Here is an 18095-nt window from a genome sequence, read left to right as displayed (position 1 = left end):
ATTTTGTTAAAAATTAGTATTTTGATTAAGAAAAACCAAAATAAAACAATTATTTTTTTAAGTTTGATTTTACCGAAAATTTTCTTAATTTATATAAATTTATATGATGTTAATTTGTAAGATAAAGTATTTTTAGCTATAATACAGATTTTTATTTTAAAATAAAGGACTTTTTATGTATCTATTCACTTCAGAAGTCGTAAGCGCAGGTCATCCTGACAAATGTGCTGATATAATCGCTGATACAATAGTGGATATACTCTTGAAAAATGACAAAAATTCAAGGGTGGCGAGTGAGGTTTTTGTCGCAGGAAATAAGATTGTGATTGGAGGAGAAGTAAAATCAAATCATAAGCTTAGCAAGTCTGATTACGATAATTTGGTTAAAGATGTTTTAAAAAATATTGGTTATGATGGTGCAGGGCATTTTAGTAAAGATCAATGTTTGCATCCTGATGAAATTGATGTTATGGTATTTTTAAATGAACAAAGTCCAGATATTAATCAAGGTGTTGATCAAGAAGATGGAGAAACTGGAGCCGGAGATCAAGGCATAATGTTTGGTTTTGCAAGTTGTGAGGCCGATGAGTATATGCCAGCAGCTATTTCTTATGCAAGAATGCTTTGTGATAAAGTTTATGCTTACGCAAAAGCAAATCCGCATGAACTTGGGGTAGATATTAAAACTCAAGTGACTATTGATTATGGCACAAAAGAAAATTTTGAAAATTGTAAGCCACAAAGCATTCATACTATAGTAGTTTCTGCCCCTTGTGTAGAAAGTATGAAGATCGAAGATTTAAGATCTTTAGTGATGAAGCTTATTTTGGATGCAAATTTACCAAAAGAACTTTTTCATCCTGAAAAAACAAGAATTTTAATCAATCCTACCGGAAAATATGTTAATCATTCTTCATTACATGATAGTGGTTTAACTGGAAGAAAGCTTATTGTGGATAGTTTTGGAGGCTATTCTCCAATAGGAGGGGGTGCACAATCAAGTAAAGATTATACAAAGGTTGATCGAAGCGGACTTTATGCGGGTAGATGGTTAGCTAAAAATATCGTTGCAGCAGGACTTGCTAAAAAATGTATTGTCCAATTAAGCTATGCTATAGGTGTTGCTAAGCCAACTTCAGTGAGTGTGGATTGCATGGGGACTAATACGAGCGTGAGTGATGAGGTTTTGAGTGATTTTGTAATGCAAAATTTTTCTTTAACGCCAAATTGGATACGTGATAAATTTGGACTTGATAAACCAAGCAAAGAGACTTTTTTATATGCTGATGTTGCAGCACGTGGACAAGTGGGTCAAAAAGACTATCCTTGGGAAAAATTAGATGCATTGGAGCAATTTAAAAAACTTAAAAAATAAAAGTCCTACAAAGGACTTTTATTTATATACTTTAATTTGTGTTTATATTGTTGTAAAATTTTAAATTAAGTAGAAAGTTAATCTTATGCAAAACCCAAATTCAGCTTCAGAAAGAATTAAAAACCATTTAGCTTATAAATTCAGTCAAGCTATGATTGAATTTGATAAAAATGGGAGAGGTATTTAACCTTATTTAAAAAACTTTATAATATTAAAAAACAACATAAAAAAGAAAAACAAATCTATCGAGAAACCATTTAAAGTTTTTTCCACTCTTAAATATCCTGAATTAAAACATTGTCCTGACTATAATGAAGCTTTAAAATGTTATTTTCATTTATCTTATTGTTATGCGAAGCTTTAATAAAGTCTTATCAAACTTGGTATAAAGGCGGTGTATTTAAATTATATTTTTATATTAAAAAAGCTAATAAAGAATTTAAATTATTTCAAGAAATTTTTAAAGAATTGGAGCAGATTAATTCTAATATTCTTGAAGGTATATTAAACAATAAGCAATTACTTTTAAATCTATTAAACACTCATAAAGATTACAAACCCATTATAGAAAATATCTCTCATAATTTTGATTATGTTTTAAAGCATTTTAATCTTATAGAAGAATGGTTATTATCTGATGATTTTAATGAAAAATACAAAAAAGAAAACCATCCTTATCCATCTTTGCTTGATCCTAAAAAACTTAACGATGAAAAAGAAGAAATAAACTATACTAACATACCTGCGTAACTTGCATGGGAAATGAATTTACCTTTACCACCTAATTATGAGTTTGTGTTTTGGGGAAGTCATGGAGTAGGGAATTTTGGTTTCAGTAATTTTATGAAAAAATTAAATATAGAAAGAATTTATTATGAAAATAATAATCCATTTGAAGATTATTATAACTGCTATAATAAAATACTGTTTTTTAAAAAATCCGACAATAAAGCTTATTTTCAAATTAGAGAGTATTTAAATCAAAAAAGTTATTGGTTAGTTAGTGTTCAAAACAATATATGTATTAGTAAGAGATCCAATTAGCATTTTAAAAACTTTTTTAAATCTAAATCGAAGAAGTATTAATTATATAGACGAGTTACAATTTGGTTTTGATATTGATATTTTTTTAAAAAATAGAATAGCATATGTTGATGAGATAGGTAAAATAGATAAGCCAACTCTAAATGCTATTAATAGGGTTCTTCAAGATCATGGCTTGTCTTATTATTTTCATGATGATTTATCTGCAAAATTGTTCAATGTGTGTAATACACATTTTATTGATATGAATGAAATATTAGGCAATATGGCTTATAAAACGTTATGTAGATTATCTGATATATTTAATATAGATAAGCCAAATATCAATGATAAAGAATTTTATGAACATAATTTTGGAGAGTATAATACTTGGTTGCCTATAAAAATTAATTTATTTAATCTGATAGAAAACGATTTGATTGTAATTATTAGTGATAAACATAAAATGGAGTATCAGAACATTGACTATGTAAAATTAAATAAGTTTTTAGATTTAAGCAATGATAAATTTTTAGTTTTGCTAAAAAAAGATGATCAGGGTGTATTTTTTAAGAGTATTGATTGTTTCAAAAATAAGTTTGAAAAATATTAAATATTCTTTTTTCGTCTTTAGAGCGGCAAAAAGATATCGAACAGAAGAAAAAATTAACAGAAAATGATATCCTAAAATTTTTCAATCAAAATCAATTTTTAAGAAAAAAATTTATGCGAGTTATGGACGAAAATCATTTATCTTATATCAAAAAACATCGCCCAGATATTGTAGCTTCTTGGAAATACTACCAAGAATTTGAAAAAATATGTAAAGAGTTAGATGACTAGGTTTTGCTTAAACTTAAAAAAGTAATGGTGGATTTAGCAGGACTCGAACCTGCGACCAACCGGTTATGAGCCGGTTGCTCTAACCAACTGAGCTATAAATCCATACAAGGGGGAAATTATAGCTTATTATTGCTTAAAAATATTTTATTTATTTGTCCAATAATACCTGAAAGTAATTAAATGTTGCAATATTCCAAAAAAAATCATAAAAATAGTGAAAGAGCTTCCGCCATAACTAAAAAAAGGTAAAGGAATTCCAACTACAGGTGCAAAACCTATAGTCATAGAAATATTTACTGCGACATAGATAAAAATAAATAAAGCCACACAATTTACTACTACTCGAGTAAAATAGTCATCTCTTAGCTTATGATTGAGACTTAAAAGATGAAAAATAAGTAGAATATAGAGTAAAATTAAAATTAATCCTCCTAAAAATCCCAGTCTTTCAACTAAATACGCAAAGATAAAATCACTTGTAGATATAGGTAAAAAGTTAAAATGTGTTTGCGTGGCTTCATCTTCTGATTTTCCAGTAAGCCCACCATTTCCTATAGCTATCATTGACTGAGCGACTTGATAGCTTGGTTTTTCTGCTATGAAATCGTGGATCCTTTGTTTTTGGTAAGGCTTTAAAAGGTGAGTATAAATTATAGGAGAACTAATGCCTATAGCAAGAATAATACTTAACCAAATTTTATAATGTACGCCTATGATAAAAAGCACTCCAAAACCAACAATTAAAATAACCATAGCACTTCCCAAATCAGGCTCTTTTGCTACAAGCAAAAAGGGCAAAATAATAAAAAAACTTATTTTTAAAAATTGTTTAAGTCTATAGCCATTTATAGGAGGTGGATTTTGATATATAAGATAGGCAAGCATTAGTATAAAACTTGGTTTAAAAATTTCAGAAGGCTGGATTGTGAAATGAGTAAAAGGAATTTCTAACCATCTTTTAGCCCCCAATTTTTCAACTCCAAAAAGATCCACACTTAAAAGTAGAAAAATATTTATAAAATATGCTACAGGTATAAGCCAAATTAATTTTCGTATAGGAAGAATGAAAAAAATAAAAAATGCAATCAGGCCAACGCAAGTATAAACAAGCTGTTTTTCTGCTAATAAAGCATTTGCTTCAAAAATCAAAAAGAAAGAGAGAGCTATAATAGGAATAAATAATAAGGGCTGCATATAATCAAAATGTGTCAATATTCTTCTATCTAATATAAACAAGGTTTGCCTTTTAAATTTATAATAATGAAATTATAATTATAAACTAAGATTTTAAATTTAATAAGATAATTTAAGGGAAAAATGCAAACTTTTTTAGCAGATGAAAATTCAAGATTAGATATTTTTCTAGCAAAAACATTGAAGCAAAGTCGCAATCAAGTAGCATTGCTCATAGAAAAAAAATGCATCAAAGTTAATTCTCAAATTCAAAATAAAAATTCATTTAAGTTAAAAATTGGAGATGAAATTTCTTTAGAATTACCCTGCGTTGAACATAAAGAAAAATCGTCTTTCGATGTCGATTTTGATATAGAAATTCTATACGAAGATGAAGATTTACTTGTTTTAAATAAGCCTTCAAATTTGGTTGTACATGGGGCAAATAGCGTTAAGAGTTTGACTTTGGTGGATTGGTTGCTTGCTAAAAATTATACTTTATCTAATTTAGGTGGAGAAATTAGAGCAGGGCTTGTCCATAGGCTTGATAAAGACACAAGTGGAGCTATACTTATAGCTAAAAATAACTTTACTCATCAAAAACTTAGCGAACAATTAAGTGATAAAACTATGGGAAGAATTTATCTTGCATTAATTGACTTGTCACTAAAAGAGGATAAAATTGTAATTGAAAAATCTTTAACTAGATCTCAAACAAATGCTATTAAAAAAATAGCGGTGGATAATAAAGTTAAAGGAAGTAAATATGCTAAAAGTGCTTTTGTTAATTTAATAACAAATGAAGATGTCAATTTAATAGCAGCAAAGCTTTTTACAGGCAGAACTCATCAAATAAGGGCACATTTAGCGAGTATAAATCGTCACATTTTAGGTGATAAATTATATGGTTATAGGGGAAAATATGAATGTAGAGTTATGCTTCATGCTTATTTTTTATATTTTACTCATCCAAAAAAAAAGAAAACTATTTTTGTTAAAGCTCCTTTAACAGATGATTTTAAAGAGATCTTGCAAAATAAATTTATTTTAGGAGGGATTGATGAAAAAATTTCACTTGAATCTTTGCTTAAGCATTTTAGTTCTTTTGTTTAGTGCTTGTAGTGTTTCGCAGGTTCCAAATACTGAACTCAACAAAGAAACTTTGGTTAATGAAAGTTTGCCTAAGATGGATAATATAAAAAGTCTTAGTGATATAAGCAATATAGCTTTTGAATGGGAACCTTTATATAACGATAATATTCAAGGTTTTTATCTATATCGTTCTAGTGACAAAGATCCTCAATTTAAGCTTGTGGCGACAATTAAAGATAAATTTCAAACTCACTATATAGATACAAATCTTGAACCTAATACGAGATATTATTATAAAATGAGAAGTTTTGATAGTCAAGGATATATTTCAGAAGACGGCAAAATCTTAGAGGCAAATACGATGCCAAGGCTTGAGGCTATTCCTTTTGTACAAGCTGTAACTAATTTGCCAAATCGTATCAAATTAATTTGGCGCCCTCATCCTGATTTGAGAGTAAATTCTTATATTATTGAAAGATCAAAAAGTAATGAAGATAATTTTAAAAAAATAGCTGAAGTTAAAAATCGTTTAAGTGCTGAATACATAGATAAAGACTTAAAACCAAATGAAAATTTTAATTATCAAATCATTGCTGTAAGTTTTGATGGAATTAAAAGTGAACCAAGCCAAGTATTAAATTCTACCAGCAAAGCTTTGCCACCAGAAGTACAAAATTTAAATGCGAGTTCTAATACCTCTAATAAGATAATTTTAACTTGGAATGCATCTACTTACAAAGATTTTTCTTACTATAAAATCTATTCTACCAGTTCGAGTTTTCTTCCTTATACTCTTATTGCTAAAACAGATAAAAATTCTTATGAAGATATGGTAGAGGGATCGAATGAAACTAAATATTATAAAGTGACTATGGTTGATGTAGATGGTTTAGAAAGTCCTATGCCAAAAAATGGAGTTGAGGGCAAAACTTTGGGTATTCCTTCTTCGCCTAGTATTATTTTAGCTCAAAGTACATCCGAAGGAATTAATCTTGAGTGGATTGATGGTGATTCTAGAGCTGTAGAATATGAGGTTAGGCGTTATGGCGGAGAGCAAGATGCTATTTTTAAAGGTATTAAAGGAAAAAAATTAAAAGATATCAAAGCCTTGCCAGGTGTAGAATATAGTTATGAGGTTGTTGCTATTGATTCAGCTGGATTACATTCAAAGCCTTCAAAAAGAGTTAAGGCAGCACAATAGTGCCAAATTTTAAAGTTAAAAAAATTAAAAAATTGATTCTACCTTTTAGAAAAGACGAGGTAGAATTAGAATGGATGGCTGAAAATGATAATGTCATTTTGATATATACTAAAGTAAATGAAGAGAGTTTCTTTTTGCAAGTTAAAAAAGAAAAAGATAGTTTTATTATTAAAGGAGACAAGCATACCAAACCTTCTAAAATAGCTTATTTGCAAAAATCTTTACAAGTTTTTAGGGATTATTTTTGTCATAATGAAGATATTATTAGTGAAGCTTTTGCATTTAAACATAATGCATTGATCGAAAAAACTTCTTTGATTGCGTATGATTTTGATCAATTATTGGCACAAATTAAGGGAAAAATTTACATTGAAATAGGTTTTGGATCAGGTAGACATTTGCTTTATCAAGCTAAAAATAATCCAGATGTTTTAGTAATTGGAATTGAAATTTATAATCCAGCTATTACTCAAGTAGCCAAATTAGCAAAAAAACAAAATATAAATAATATCTTACTAATACAAAGCGATGCAAGACTTTTACTTAGTGTGCTTAAACCCAATTCTGTGGAAAAAATTTTCTTGCATTTTCCAGTTCCTTGGGATAAAAAGCCACATAGGCGAGTTATTGCAAGAAATTTTTGCGAAGAGTGTGCTAGAGTTTTAGGTAAGAATGGAAGATTTGAACTTAGAACTGATAGTTGTGAATATTTTGATTTTACACTTAAACAATTTTTATGTTTTAATTCTCCAAAATTTACTCTCAAAAAAAATGAAAATTTAGAAATTTCTAGCAAATATGAAGATAGATGGAAAAAGCAAAATAAAGATATTTTTGATCTTTGGGTGTGGAATTTAGATAATGTTTGCGATGGGCTAAATTTAGATGATTTTGATTTTTCTGATATTACATTTAATGCGAATGATTTAATTCTTTTAGAGAAAAATTTTAAGAATTTAACCTTAAAAGGAGATGATTATTTTTTACATTTTGAAAATTTGTATCAAGTGAAAGAAGGTTTAATTTTCAAAATAGCTTTTGGTGCCTTTAATAAACCTGAACATTGTTATATCGGTGTGAGTAAAAACATAGAATTTTTATTTAAAAAACCTTTCAAAATTAAAGAAAATTTAAAAGCAATAGAAAAATTAAAAAAGGTGCTTAAATTTCATTTTGATGTTATAGTATTTTCTTGAAATTTAAGTAAAAACAAAGCATAATTTAAAAATTTTGAAAAAGTAAAGAGGAAATAAAATGCCCAATTTAATTCAGGCAAATAAACTTTCTTTAGGTTATGACGAACTAGTTTTAAAAGAGGTAAGTTTTTCTTTTAAAGATGATGATTTTGTTTTTATTACAGGAAAAAGTGGTAGCGGGAAAAGCACACTTTTAAAATCTTTTTATGGAGATTTAGAACTTCTTTCAGGTCAACTTGAGGTTTGTGGCTCTTCTATGAAAAAAATTGGCAATTTAGATCTTTTAAAATTACGTCAAAGAATAGGGATTATTTTTCAAGATTACAGACTTATACAAGAATATAGCGTAGAGAAAAATGTTATGCTTCCTTTGATGATTAAGGGATATAGTAAAAAAGTTTGTCAAGATCAAGCAAATAAGCTTTTAAAACATGTTAATTTAACTTTTAAAGCTGATAAGCTACCTAATCAATTAAGCGGAGGTGAACAACAACGCGTGGCTATGGCTAGAGCTTTAGCACACAATCCTAAGCTTTTACTTTGTGACGAGCCTACTGGAAATTTGGATGAGTATTCTTCAGATATTATTTGGACGCTTTTAAAATCAGCTAGAGAACTTTTAGGAACTTGTGTAGTTGTAGTAACCCATAGAATACCGGTTAATTTAAGATTAAATTATCGCCGATTTAATATAGAAAATGGAAAAATGAATGAAATTTTTTAGAACACACTTATCTTTGATCTTACCTTTGCTTTTTATGATGTTTGCATTCGAATTTATTTTGCTTACAAATTCGACTTTAAAGTATTATGAGGAACTTGCAAATAAGGACTATAATATTATAGTGGTAAGTTCTAACGAGCTTGATCAAAATGTGATCAAAACAAAAGTACCGTCTTTTTCTAGCTTAGAAATTTTAGATCCTAAGAATCTGATAGAGCGTTTAAAAAATGATATTTCAGATAAAAATTTAAAAGCTTTAAAAAATTCTTTACCTAAATTTTATAGTATAAAATTAAATTATTTGCCAACTCAAAGCGAACTTGATACGATTAAAAATCAGCTTTTAAGTATTTCAGGTATTAGCAAAGTTGAAACTTTTGCTAAAACTCATGATAAAGTATATTCTTTGCTCGTGTTGATGAAATTTGTATTTTGGTTATTTTTATTTATTATTATTGTTCTTTCTTTTGTTTTATTTTTAAAACAAATGAGAATTTGGCTTTTTGAACATACAGAACGCGTGGAAATTATGTGTCTTTTTGGAGCACCATTTTGGTTTAGATCTTTTATGCTTTATAAGATTGTATTTATGGATTGTTTGATTGCTTTTATTGTTTTATTAATATTTTTTACGCAAATTTATGATCTTGAAATTATCCAAAGTCATTTAAAAGCTGTAGATATTATATTGCCTCCGATCAATTTTGTCTTGCAGCTTAGTTTGATTTTTTTAGCTACTTTATTTGTATGTCTATTGTTTGTAAATTCTGTAATGTTTAAGGTTAAAAAATGATAAAAAAGATTTTTTTTATCATTTTATTTTTTTTCCTATCTTATGAACAAATTAAGGCAAACGCTTTAAATGAAAAAGCAAAAAATTTAGAAGAAAATAAACGTATACAGCAACAATTAAGTAAAAAACTTGAAGATTTGGCAAATGATATATTGAGTGGAGAGAAAACTTTAAAAGATTTAAGTTTGCAAATTCAAACACTTAATTCTCAAACTATAAAGCTTGAAGAAAATGCAAAGGCTCAATATAAAGAACTCAATTTGCTTACAAGTCAAAATAGTGATCTTTTAAAAAGTAAAGCTAATATGGAAAGTAAATTAATAGCATTAATGGCGAAAGATTTTGCTTATGATTTACCTATACCTCAAGGTTATGTTGAAGGAAAAGAAAGTTTCATGGCTTTTGAAATTCTAGGTAATTTAGATCAGGTTTTAAATAGTGAGATTTTTAAGCTTTCAAAAGATTATGAAAACATTAGCAAACTTATTGACGATAAACAAGCACAAATTAAAAAAATTAATGATAGTTTAAAAGATTACAACGTGCAAATTGTTAAACTGCAGGATTTAAGAAAAAAGCAACTTGATGAAATCAATAAACAAAAAATGGATCGTGCAATTTATGTTAAAAAACTTCAAGACTTGCAAACGCAACAAGATGAATTAAGAAAAACCCTTGATCAATTAAGAATAATACAAAGAAAACAAGAAGAAAAACAAGAGAAATCTATTAATAATTCAAAAATTGTAAATAATAATCAAAAAATTCGCCAACTTGGTTCAAGTTATCAAGGCGGTGTAATCAAACGCTATACAGGAAAGAAAACAATAGCACCTCTTGATTCTTTTACGGTTAAGCAAAAATTTGGAAATTACATCGATCCAGTCTATAATATTAAAATCTTTAATGAAAGTGTTGTTTTAAAAAGCACAAAGTCTGATGCCGTGGTTAAAAATGTTTTAAATGGTAAAGTAGTTTTTGCAAAAGATACAAGTATGTTGGCACGTGTTGTCATTGTGGAGCATGATGATGGGATACATACGATTTATGCGCATCTTGATAAAATAGCTCCAAATATTAAAGTAGGAAAAAATATTAAAAAAGGTGCTATAGTGGGTAGGATTAAAAATGATTTAACCTTTGAAGTTACTCAGAAAAATTTTCATATCAATCCTTTGGAGTTGATCAGTCTAAATTAGCTAATTTTAATTCACTTTAAACTATAATTCACTAAGAATAAGGAGAGATTATGCAAGATGTAAAAAGAGTTTTAGTAAAATTTTCAGGTGAAGCTTTAGCTGGAGAAAATGGTTTTGGTATTGAAAATTCGATTTTAAAATTTATAGCGAATGAAATCAAAAAATTGGTTCAAAATAATATAGAAGTGGGTATAGTTATAGGAGGAGGAAATATTATTCGAGGTGTTTCTGCAGCTAAAGGAGGGCTTATTAAACGCACAAGTGGAGATCATATGGGTATGCTTGCTACTGTGATTAACGCTATTGCGATTCAAGAAGCTTTAGAAAGTTCTGGACTTGATGTTAGGGTTCAAAGTGCGATACAAATGGAAGCATTTTGTGAAACTTATATTATGAGAAGAGCACACAGACATTTAGAGAAAGGTCGAGTGGTGATTTTTGCTGCTGGAACTGGAAATCCTTATTTTACAACAGATACTACAGCTATTTTAAGAGCGGTAGAAATTAATGCAGATATGGTTATAAAAGCAACAAAAGTTAATGGTGTTTATGATAAAGACCCAAATAAATTTGATGATGCGGTATTTTTACAAACTTTAACTTATGATGAAGCTATGCAAGATAATATTAAAGTTATGGATGATACAGCTATTGCCTTAGCTAAAGATAATTCTTTGCCAATAGTGGTTTGTAATATGTTTGAAGAAGGCAATTTATTAAAAATTATACAAGGTGATACAAGCCTTTGTTCTATAGTTAAAAATCAATAAAGGAGAAAAATAAATGGATTGCAGAATAGAAGAAATAGTAGCAAAAGCTCTAAAAAAAATGGGAGATGATCGTTACCGTTTATCTTTAGCGGTGGCTAAAAGAGCAGAGCAATTAGCTGATGGAGCTATGCCTTTAGTTGATGTTGATAAAAATAAATTAAAATTTGCTGATATTGCTTTATTTGAGATAGCAGAAGATAAAATCACTTTAGAGGGTTTAGGTGAGACCGATCGATGAGGATTTGTTATTAGAAAAACTCATTGATGATGTTAAAAATTGTAAGGATTTAACAAGAGCAAAAGAACTTCTTTTTTGCATTTGTGAAAGTGATTCTACTTTAGAAAAAGCGGTAGAGTATTGTGTATTTTACCATGAGGGACAAGTGAGAAAAAGCGGTGAACCTTATGCCATACATCCTATTTTAGTGGCTACTTTGGTTGGCTTTTTAAGTGATAATAAAGCCGCCATTTTAGCCGCACTTTTGCATGATATTATAGAAGATACTGAATGCACTGAGGAAGAATTAGTCAAAAATTTTGGACATGATGTTTTAAAATTAGTTTTGGGATTAACCAAAATAATAGAAATTAGAGAAGATAATCTCATTCCTTCAAAATCGAAAAAAAATTTAACCAAATCCGCGCTAACATTTAGAAATATGCTTTTAGCAAGCACCCAAGATGTAGGTGTTTTAATCGTCAAGCTTTGCGATAGACTGCACAATATGCTAACCTTAGATGCCTTAAGAGAAGATAAGCAAAAAAGAATTAGTGAAGAAACCTTGGTTGTTTATGCTCCTATTGCGCATAGGCTTGGAATTTCTAGCATTAAAAATTACTTAGAAGATTTAAGCTTTAAATATTTAATGCCTGATGAATATAATATAATAGAAAATTATATCAATTCTAATGATCAGCAAATGCAATTAGGATTAAATGAATTTATTTCAAAAATAGAAATTTTATTTTTAAGCAATGGTTTTAGGCAAGGAAGTTTTAAAATTCAAAAGCGTATTAAGCATAGCTATTCTATTTATCTTAAGATGCAAAGAAAAGGTATAGGTATAGAAGAAGTACTTGATTTATTAGGCGTGAGAATTTTGGTTGAAAAAGTGAGTGATTGTTATTTGGCTTTAGGAATTTTACATACAAATTTCAATCCTTTAATTTCTCGCTTTAAAGATTATATAGCTTTACCAAAACAAAACGGATATCAAACGATACATACAACACTTTTTGATACAAAAAACATTATTGAAGCACAAATTAGAACTTTTGATATGCATAAAATTGCAGAATTTGGGATCGCTGCACATTGGAAATATAAAGAAGACGGTAGCATTGTTGCGCCAAATTTAGATTGGCTTACCGATATTTCAATACAAAGTGCCAACAATCCACAAAATGCGGAAGATTATAACGCTATTGAACTTTATGAATACGCCAAAGATAGCCTTTATGTAGAAGATATAGCTGTGTATTCTCCAAAAGGAGAGATTTTTACTTTGCCTAGAGGAGCAACAGTTCTTGATTTTGCTTATGAAGTGCATACTAAAATCGGACTTCATGCAAAAAGTGCTTATGTTAATCGGGTTAAAGTTCCTTTGCTTACAGAATTAAAAAATGGTGATATAGTTCGTGTTGTAACAAGTGAAGATAAATTTTATCGTTGTTCGTGGATTGATAGTGTTAAAACAGGAAAAGCTAAAGCTAGTATTAGAGAATTTTGTAAGCAAAAAATAAGAGAAATTAACCTTGCAAGTGCTATTAATATGCTTAGTTTTGTTTTTGGTGTGGATAAAAATAAAATAGAAGCTTGGATAGAAAAAGAAAATTTGGGAAGACGCATACGAGAAGTAACTAATGATAATACCTATCTTAAAGATATCGTCAATGGGCTTAAAAAATATGCAAAAAAATCTTATTGGTTTGATAAATATGAAATTCAAGAATATAATATAGGAAATTTTTTAATCTATTCTAATCATAAAATAGCCAATGTAGATTTTGACTATTGTTGTCACCCTAAAAGAGGCGATGCTGTGGTTGCTTTTGTAGAGGGTGGAAATGCTATTGTGCATCATAAGCTTTGTGATAGAGCTGAAAAAATGATAGAGAAAAAAAGAGATATGGTTTTTATCAAATGGGATTCTAATATACCAAAATCTTACAAACTTATTTTTTCTTTAGAAAATAAAAAAGGGGTTTTAGCAGAGTTTTTGGCAGTTTTAGCTAAAATGCAGATTAATTTATTAACAATCAATTTAGCAAAAGATATAAACTCAACCGTGGATTATTTTGAAATAACAATGGAAATACCAGAAAACATAAATCCAGATAGCGTTCGCGAGAGATTAAAAATTCATTGTAAAATTTTAGATTTTGTATCTTTAAGTGATGCTTATAAAGAAAGTTAAAGGATAAAAATGGATATTAAAGATATTTTAGCCGAAGTTAAAAGAGGGTGTGCAGAGATTATTGATGAAGAAAAAATAGAATCATTAATAAAAAATTATTATGAAAAGGGTGAAAATTTTTTTGTTAAAGCGGGTTTTGATCCTACAGCACCTGATTTACATTTAGGACATAGCGTGGTTTTAAATAAAATGGCTTTTTTGCAAAAACATGGAGCTATAGTGCAATTTTTAATCGGTGATTTTACAGGGCAAATTGGCGATCCAAGTGGCAAAAACGCTACAAGAAAAAAGCTAGATAAAGAGCAGGTTTTAATCAATGCAAAAACTTATGAAAAACAAGTTTTTAAAATTTTAGATAAAGAAAAAACACAGATCGCATTTAACTCCGTTTGGCTTAATGAACTTGGAGCTAGCGGTTTAGTAGAGCTTACTTCAACCTTTAGCGTAGCAAGAATGCTTGAGCGCGATGATTTTACAAAACGCTTTAAAGAGCAAAGTTCTATTAGTATTTGTGAATTTTTATATCCTTTGCTTCAAGGTTATGATAGTGTTTTTTTAAAAAGCGATATAGAAATGGGTGGAACCGATCAAAAATTTAATCTCTTAATGGGGCGGCATCTTCAAAGAATTTACAATACAGGCAAAGAACAAGCAATAATAATGATGCCTCTTTTAGAAGGATTAGACGGTGTTAACAAAATGAGCAAAAGTTTAAATAATTATATAGGTTTTACAGAAAAACCTAATGATATGTATGCTAAAATTCTAAGCATTAGTGATGAACTTATGTTTAGATATTATGAACTTTTAAGTCAAAAGACTTTAAAAGATCTTGAAAATATAAAAAATGATATAAAAAATGCTAAGTTACATCCTAAAAAGGCTAAAGAGGATTTAGCTTTAGAGATCGTAGAGCGTTTTTATTCTAAAGAAGAAGCGGTATTTGCAAAAGAAGAATTTGATAGAGTTCATAGTGCCAATGCTTTACCAAGCGAAATTAAAGAATTTGAATTTGAAGGTGAAAGTATTTGGTTGGCTAAGGCTTTGGTAGTATGCGAATTGGAAAATTCAACTTCTGCTGCAAAAAGAAGTATAAGTGCTAATGCAGTGAGCGTGAATTCGCGAAAAATTAATGATGAACAAATGCAATTAAATATTGGAGAATATATTTTACAAGTAGGTAAAAGAAAATTTGCAAAATTAAGGGTTAAAAAATGAGTTTTAAATCTCTTCAAATAGGAAAACATTTAATTAAATATCCTATTTTTCAAGGAGGAATGGGTTTAGGTATTAGTTGGGATAGATTGGCTTCAGCTGTGTCTTTAAATGGTGGACTTGGTATTATTTCATCTGTTGGAACAGGGTATTATGAAAATCGATCTTATGTAAGTAAGGAGTTAAATGCTAAGCCTTATGGAAGTGAGAATTTTTATTCGAGAAAAGGTTTACAAGCTTTAATAAATAATGCTAGAAAAGTTTGCGGCGATGCACCTTTAGGATGTAATATACTTTGTGCAAGTAATGATTATGCAAGAATTGCTCGTGATGCTTGTGAAGTTGGATTTAATGTGATTGTTTCAGGTGCTGGACTTCCTACAAATTTGCCTGAATTTACTATGGATTTTCCAGATGTTGCTTTAGTTCCTATTGTCTCATCTCCTAAGGCTTTAAAAATTATTTGCAAAAGGTGGCAAAATCGTTATAATCGTTTGCCCGATGCTGTAGTACTTGAAGGACCAAAAAGTGGAGGGCATCAAGGTTTTACTTATGAGCAATGTCTTGATCCAAATTATCAATTGGAAAAATTAATCACACCTGTTGTTGAAGAAGCTAAAAATTGGGGCTCATTTCCAGTAATTGCAGCTGGAGGAATTTGGGATAAAAAAGATATTGAAAATGCGATTTCTTTAGGTGCAAGTGGAGTGCAAATGGGGACACGTTTTATAGGTACTTTTGAATGCGATGCTAGTGATGAATTTAAAAATGTTTTACTTTCTTGCAAAGAAGAAGATATAGAACTCATTAAATCTCCTGTGGGATATCCTGCAAGAGGAGTGAGAACTAATTTGCTTAATTTGGTGGATAAAAGAATGGGGCCTAAGATTAATTGTATTAGCAATTGTGTAGTTCCTTGTGGCAGAGGAAAAGAAGCTACAAAAGTTGGATATTGTATAGCCGATAGACTTTTTGATGCTTGGTCTGGAAAAAAAGAAACAGGGTTATTTTTTACGGGAGCAAATGGATATCGTTTGGATAAATTGATCAGCGTAAAAGAATTGATAAATAAGCTTGTTAATGGCGAAGAATGATTAGAATTTTATTTTTCTTTTTTATTTTTTTAAATCTTTGTTTTGGGGCTTATGAAAAAGAGCTTGATAATTTTGATGATAATTTTATCAACTCAAAAAAAGATACACAAATAAAGCTTCATCAACAATTAAAAAGCCTTTATATTCAAAGTGTTATTAATGAAGATGAAAAAACTAAAATTGAAATTTTAAAAAGATTGATTATTAGCTCAAATGTCTTAAATTTAGATGATAAATCTTATGCGGAAGAATTAAAAGAAAGTGGAGTCAGCCAGTCAAGCATTAATGCTTTGAGAAAAGCTGTTATTAAAGATAAAAAAAGAGATAATTCTTCAAATAATACTGAAATTTCTACTTTTTCACAGACTCAAAATCAAGAAAATATTTCAAAGGAGAAAAAAAACCAAGATACAAAAACTTCTCAAGCGCAAAATAGCTCCCTAGAAACAAAAAAAGAAAATGATAAAATTTATATTTTAAGCTCAAATAAAATTAATCAAAGTGTTGAGCTTAGATTAAGTGCAAATTTAAATAAGAAAGATGTTAAAAGTTTTGTTTTGGATGAAAAAGGAAATTTCCGCTATATCAGTGATTTTGACGGAGTTTTAGAAGGAGGTAAAAAAGAATATAAAATGGATGACTATCGAGTGGTAATTTCTCAATATAATCCAAAAACAGTTCGTATTGTAATTTATGCCAAAGAGAAAATCCCTATTGTGCTTAATCTTGATGATAATAAAATAAAGATTTCTAAAAAAACTAGCACCACTTCAAAAAAACAAGAAGAGAAAGCATTGCAAAAAGATGCTAAAGATAGTAAACAAAATAAAAATTCTCAAGAGAAAAAAACAATAAAACAAACCAAGAAAGAACCTTTATATGTTTTAGATGTTGATAAAAATTCGAACGCTGTTGAATTAAAATTAAGCGATAGTTTAAGCAATGACGATATTTCAAGTTTTGAATCAAAAGATCGAAAATTTTTTAGACAAATTATTAGTTTTGAAGGGGTTTTGGAAGGCAATCGTAGAAATTTCACTTTCGGAAAAAATGCTATTACGGTTACTCAATATAATCCTAAAACGGTTAGAATAGTTCTTAGCTCTACTAAAGAAATTCATTTTTTTAAAAAAATAGATGATAAAAGTTTAACTTTAGGTTTTGGAGAGAAATTAACAAGTTCAAACAAAGACCAAACAAAAGGCAAAGTTCAAGCAAAAAATAAAGACCAAATAAAAAGCAAAGAACAAACAAAAAATATAAATAAAAATACTTTAAATTCTAATTTTAAATCCGGTAAAATTGTAGTGATTGACGCTGGGCATGGTGGAAAAGATAGCGGAGCCTTAAGCAATAAAAAAGGTACTTTGAAAGAAAAAAATATAGTTTTAAGCACGGCTTTAAAACTTGGGAATGAACTTAAAAAACGAGGTTATAAAGTCATTTATACTAGAAGTACAGATAAATTTATTAATTTAAGGGATAGAACCAAATTTGCTAATGATAAAGGTGCTGATTTATTTATATCAATTCACGCTAATGCAGCACCGAATATGAAAAAAGCTAAAAGTATTGAAGGAATAGAAACCTTCTTTTTAAGTCCAGCTAGAAGTGAAAGGAGTAAAAAGGCTGCCGAAAAAGAAAATCAGGGTGATTTTGAAGAAATTAATTATTTTTCCAAGCAGAGCATTCTAAATTTTTTAAATCGTGAAAAAATAGTAGCCTCAAATAAACTCGCAATTGATGTACAAAAAAATATATTAACTCAAACTCGTAAAAAATATAAAATTGTCGATGGTGGAGTAAGAGAAGCTCCATTTTGGGTTCTTGTAGGAGCACAAATGCCAGCGATTTTAATTGAAATAGGTTATATCACTCATCCAAGTGAAGGACAGAGAATAGCAAATAAGAATTTTCAAGATATTTTAGCCGAAGGTATTGCAGATGGGGTGGAAAGCTATTTTTACCACAATCGCTAAA

19 protein-coding genes and 1 tRNA gene are annotated in these 18095 nt (G+C 28.9%); 18 read left to right on the top strand and 2 right to left on the bottom strand.

All coding sequences use genetic code 11. The features are described 5' to 3' along the window. Positions 1-175: 175 nt before the first annotated feature. The 6 genes from metK (at position 176) to CQA69_RS09240 (ending at position 3241) form a co-directional block, all read left to right on the top strand. A complete protein-coding gene (gene metK, locus CQA69_RS00540; RefSeq protein ID WP_137619893.1) occupies positions 176-1375 on the top strand; it encodes a methionine adenosyltransferase in 1200 nt (399 codons plus the stop codon). 85 nt (positions 1376-1460) lie between these two features. Next, complete coding sequence (locus CQA69_RS00535) at positions 1461-1562, top strand: sugar transferase (RefSeq protein WP_137619892.1); 102 nt, start codon at positions 1461-1463, stop codon at positions 1560-1562. Between the two features lie 137 nt (positions 1563-1699). Next, positions 1700-2125, top strand: coding sequence for a hypothetical protein (locus tag CQA69_RS00530; protein WP_137619891.1), 426 nt, complete (start codon positions 1700-1702; stop codon positions 2123-2125). Positions 2126-2137: 12 nt separating this feature from the next. After that, entirely contained in the window at positions 2138-2419 is a 282-nt protein-coding gene (locus tag CQA69_RS08900) for a hypothetical protein (RefSeq protein ID WP_171000279.1), read from the top strand. Beyond that, entirely contained in the window at positions 2379-3011 is a 633-nt protein-coding gene (locus tag CQA69_RS09245; RefSeq protein WP_171000277.1) for a DUF2972 domain-containing protein, read from the top strand. The genes CQA69_RS08900 and CQA69_RS09245 overlap by 41 nt, the downstream gene beginning before the upstream one ends. Continuing rightward, entirely contained in the window at positions 3005-3241 is a 237-nt protein-coding gene (locus tag CQA69_RS09240; protein WP_171000285.1) for a DUF2972 domain-containing protein, read from the top strand. The genes CQA69_RS09245 and CQA69_RS09240 overlap by 7 nt, the downstream gene beginning before the upstream one ends. Positions 3242-3266: 25 nt before the next feature. Here the strand turns inward: CQA69_RS09240 and CQA69_RS00520 are convergent. Both CQA69_RS00520 and CQA69_RS00515 read right to left on the bottom strand, forming a co-directional pair. Further along, positions 3267-3343, bottom strand: a tRNA-Ile gene (locus CQA69_RS00520). A gap of 42 nt (positions 3344-3385) precedes the next feature. Next, on the bottom strand, positions 3386-4477 hold the full coding sequence (locus CQA69_RS00515; RefSeq protein WP_137619890.1) for an FtsW/RodA/SpoVE family cell cycle protein: 1092 nt from the start codon (positions 4475-4477) through the stop codon (positions 3386-3388). 81 nt (positions 4478-4558) lie between these two features. On the opposite strand from CQA69_RS00515, the gene CQA69_RS00510 reads away from it, so the two are divergent. Genes CQA69_RS00510 through CQA69_RS00455 form a run of 12 tightly spaced genes read left to right on the top strand, consistent with a single transcriptional unit; the run spans position 4559 to position 18094 of the window. Then, on the top strand, positions 4559-5527 hold the full coding sequence (locus tag CQA69_RS00510) for an RluA family pseudouridine synthase (RefSeq protein ID WP_137619889.1): 969 nt from the start codon (positions 4559-4561) through the stop codon (positions 5525-5527). Next, on the top strand, positions 5472-6707 hold the full coding sequence (locus tag CQA69_RS00505) for a fibronectin type III domain-containing protein (RefSeq protein WP_137619888.1): 1236 nt from the start codon (positions 5472-5474) through the stop codon (positions 6705-6707). The genes CQA69_RS00510 and CQA69_RS00505 overlap by 56 nt, the downstream gene beginning before the upstream one ends. Beyond that, positions 6707-7903: a tRNA (guanosine(46)-N7)-methyltransferase TrmB gene (gene trmB / locus CQA69_RS00500; protein ID WP_137619887.1), complete on the top strand. Its 1197-nt coding sequence runs from the start codon at positions 6707-6709 to the stop codon at positions 7901-7903. Before CQA69_RS00505 ends, trmB begins: the two co-directional genes overlap by 1 nt. A 58-nt stretch (positions 7904-7961) precedes the next feature. Then, the gene (locus CQA69_RS00495) at positions 7962-8627 is read left to right on the top strand and encodes a cell division ATP-binding protein FtsE (RefSeq protein WP_137619886.1); all 666 of its coding nucleotides are present in this window, start codon (positions 7962-7964) and stop codon (positions 8625-8627) included. Next, positions 8614-9420: an ABC transporter permease gene (locus CQA69_RS00490; RefSeq protein WP_137619885.1), complete on the top strand. Its 807-nt coding sequence runs from the start codon at positions 8614-8616 to the stop codon at positions 9418-9420. Before CQA69_RS00495 ends, CQA69_RS00490 begins: the two co-directional genes overlap by 14 nt. Next, positions 9417-10619, top strand: a complete 1203-nt coding sequence (locus CQA69_RS00485) for a murein hydrolase activator EnvC family protein (RefSeq protein ID WP_137619884.1) — start codon at positions 9417-9419, stop codon at positions 10617-10619. Before CQA69_RS00490 ends, CQA69_RS00485 begins: the two co-directional genes overlap by 4 nt. Positions 10620-10669: 50 nt before the next feature. After that, positions 10670-11389: a UMP kinase gene (gene pyrH / locus CQA69_RS00480; RefSeq protein ID WP_137619883.1), complete on the top strand. Its 720-nt coding sequence runs from the start codon at positions 10670-10672 to the stop codon at positions 11387-11389. Between the two features lie 13 nt (positions 11390-11402). Next, on the top strand, positions 11403-11627 hold the full coding sequence (locus CQA69_RS00475; RefSeq protein WP_137619882.1) for a DNA-directed RNA polymerase subunit omega: 225 nt from the start codon (positions 11403-11405) through the stop codon (positions 11625-11627). Further along, the gene (locus tag CQA69_RS00470; RefSeq protein ID WP_137619881.1) at positions 11611-13806 is read left to right on the top strand and encodes a RelA/SpoT family protein; all 2196 of its coding nucleotides are present in this window, start codon (positions 11611-11613) and stop codon (positions 13804-13806) included. Before CQA69_RS00475 ends, CQA69_RS00470 begins: the two co-directional genes overlap by 17 nt. A 9-nt stretch (positions 13807-13815) precedes the next feature. Then, positions 13816-15024, top strand: a complete 1209-nt coding sequence (tyrS, locus tag CQA69_RS00465) for a tyrosine--tRNA ligase (RefSeq protein ID WP_137619880.1) — start codon at positions 13816-13818, stop codon at positions 15022-15024. Further along, positions 15021-16115 carry a nitronate monooxygenase gene (locus tag CQA69_RS00460; protein WP_137619879.1) on the top strand — a complete coding sequence of 365 codons (1095 nt, stop codon included), beginning with the start codon at positions 15021-15023 and terminating at the stop codon, positions 16113-16115. Before tyrS ends, CQA69_RS00460 begins: the two co-directional genes overlap by 4 nt. After that, complete coding sequence (locus CQA69_RS00455; RefSeq protein WP_137619878.1) at positions 16112-18094, top strand: N-acetylmuramoyl-L-alanine amidase family protein; 1983 nt, start codon at positions 16112-16114, stop codon at positions 18092-18094. Before CQA69_RS00460 ends, CQA69_RS00455 begins: the two co-directional genes overlap by 4 nt. Position 18095 lies beyond the last annotated feature (1 nt).

Source organism: Campylobacter estrildidarum, assembly GCF_005406205.1.
Taxonomy (GTDB): domain Bacteria; phylum Campylobacterota; class Campylobacteria; order Campylobacterales; family Campylobacteraceae; genus Campylobacter_D; species Campylobacter_D estrildidarum.
Note: the sequence above shows the minus strand (reverse complement) of the source record. Positions and strands in the feature narration are given on the sequence as shown.

Bases quoted from the DNA above. Each gene is read 5' to 3' on its own strand.
- CQA69_RS08900 (WP_171000279.1), top strand. From the start codon at position 2,138: ATGAATTTACCTTTACCACCTAATTATGAGTTTGTGTTTTGGGGAAGT.
- CQA69_RS00460 (WP_137619879.1), top strand. From the start codon at position 15,021: ATGAGTTTTAAATCTCTTCAAATAGGAAAACATTTAATTAAATATCCT.
- CQA69_RS00455 (WP_137619878.1), top strand. From the start codon at position 16,112: ATGATTAGAATTTTATTTTTCTTTTTTATTTTTTTAAATCTTTGTTTT.
- CQA69_RS00495 (WP_137619886.1), top strand. From the start codon at position 7,962: ATGCCCAATTTAATTCAGGCAAATAAACTTTCTTTAGGTTATGACGAA.
- CQA69_RS00535 (WP_137619892.1), top strand. From the start codon at position 1,461: ATGCAAAACCCAAATTCAGCTTCAGAAAGAATTAAAAACCATTTAGCT.
- CQA69_RS00490 (WP_137619885.1), top strand. From the start codon at position 8,614: ATGAAATTTTTTAGAACACACTTATCTTTGATCTTACCTTTGCTTTTT.
- CQA69_RS00510 (WP_137619889.1), top strand. From the start codon at position 4,559: ATGCAAACTTTTTTAGCAGATGAAAATTCAAGATTAGATATTTTTCTA.
- metK (WP_137619893.1), top strand. From the start codon at position 176: ATGTATCTATTCACTTCAGAAGTCGTAAGCGCAGGTCATCCTGACAAA.
- CQA69_RS00530 (WP_137619891.1), top strand. From the start codon at position 1,700: ATGTTATTTTCATTTATCTTATTGTTATGCGAAGCTTTAATAAAGTCT.
- pyrH (WP_137619883.1), top strand. From the start codon at position 10,670: ATGCAAGATGTAAAAAGAGTTTTAGTAAAATTTTCAGGTGAAGCTTTA.
- CQA69_RS00485 (WP_137619884.1), top strand. From the start codon at position 9,417: ATGATAAAAAAGATTTTTTTTATCATTTTATTTTTTTTCCTATCTTAT.
- CQA69_RS00475 (WP_137619882.1), top strand. From the start codon at position 11,403: ATGGATTGCAGAATAGAAGAAATAGTAGCAAAAGCTCTAAAAAAAATG.
- tyrS (WP_137619880.1), top strand. From the start codon at position 13,816: ATGGATATTAAAGATATTTTAGCCGAAGTTAAAAGAGGGTGTGCAGAG.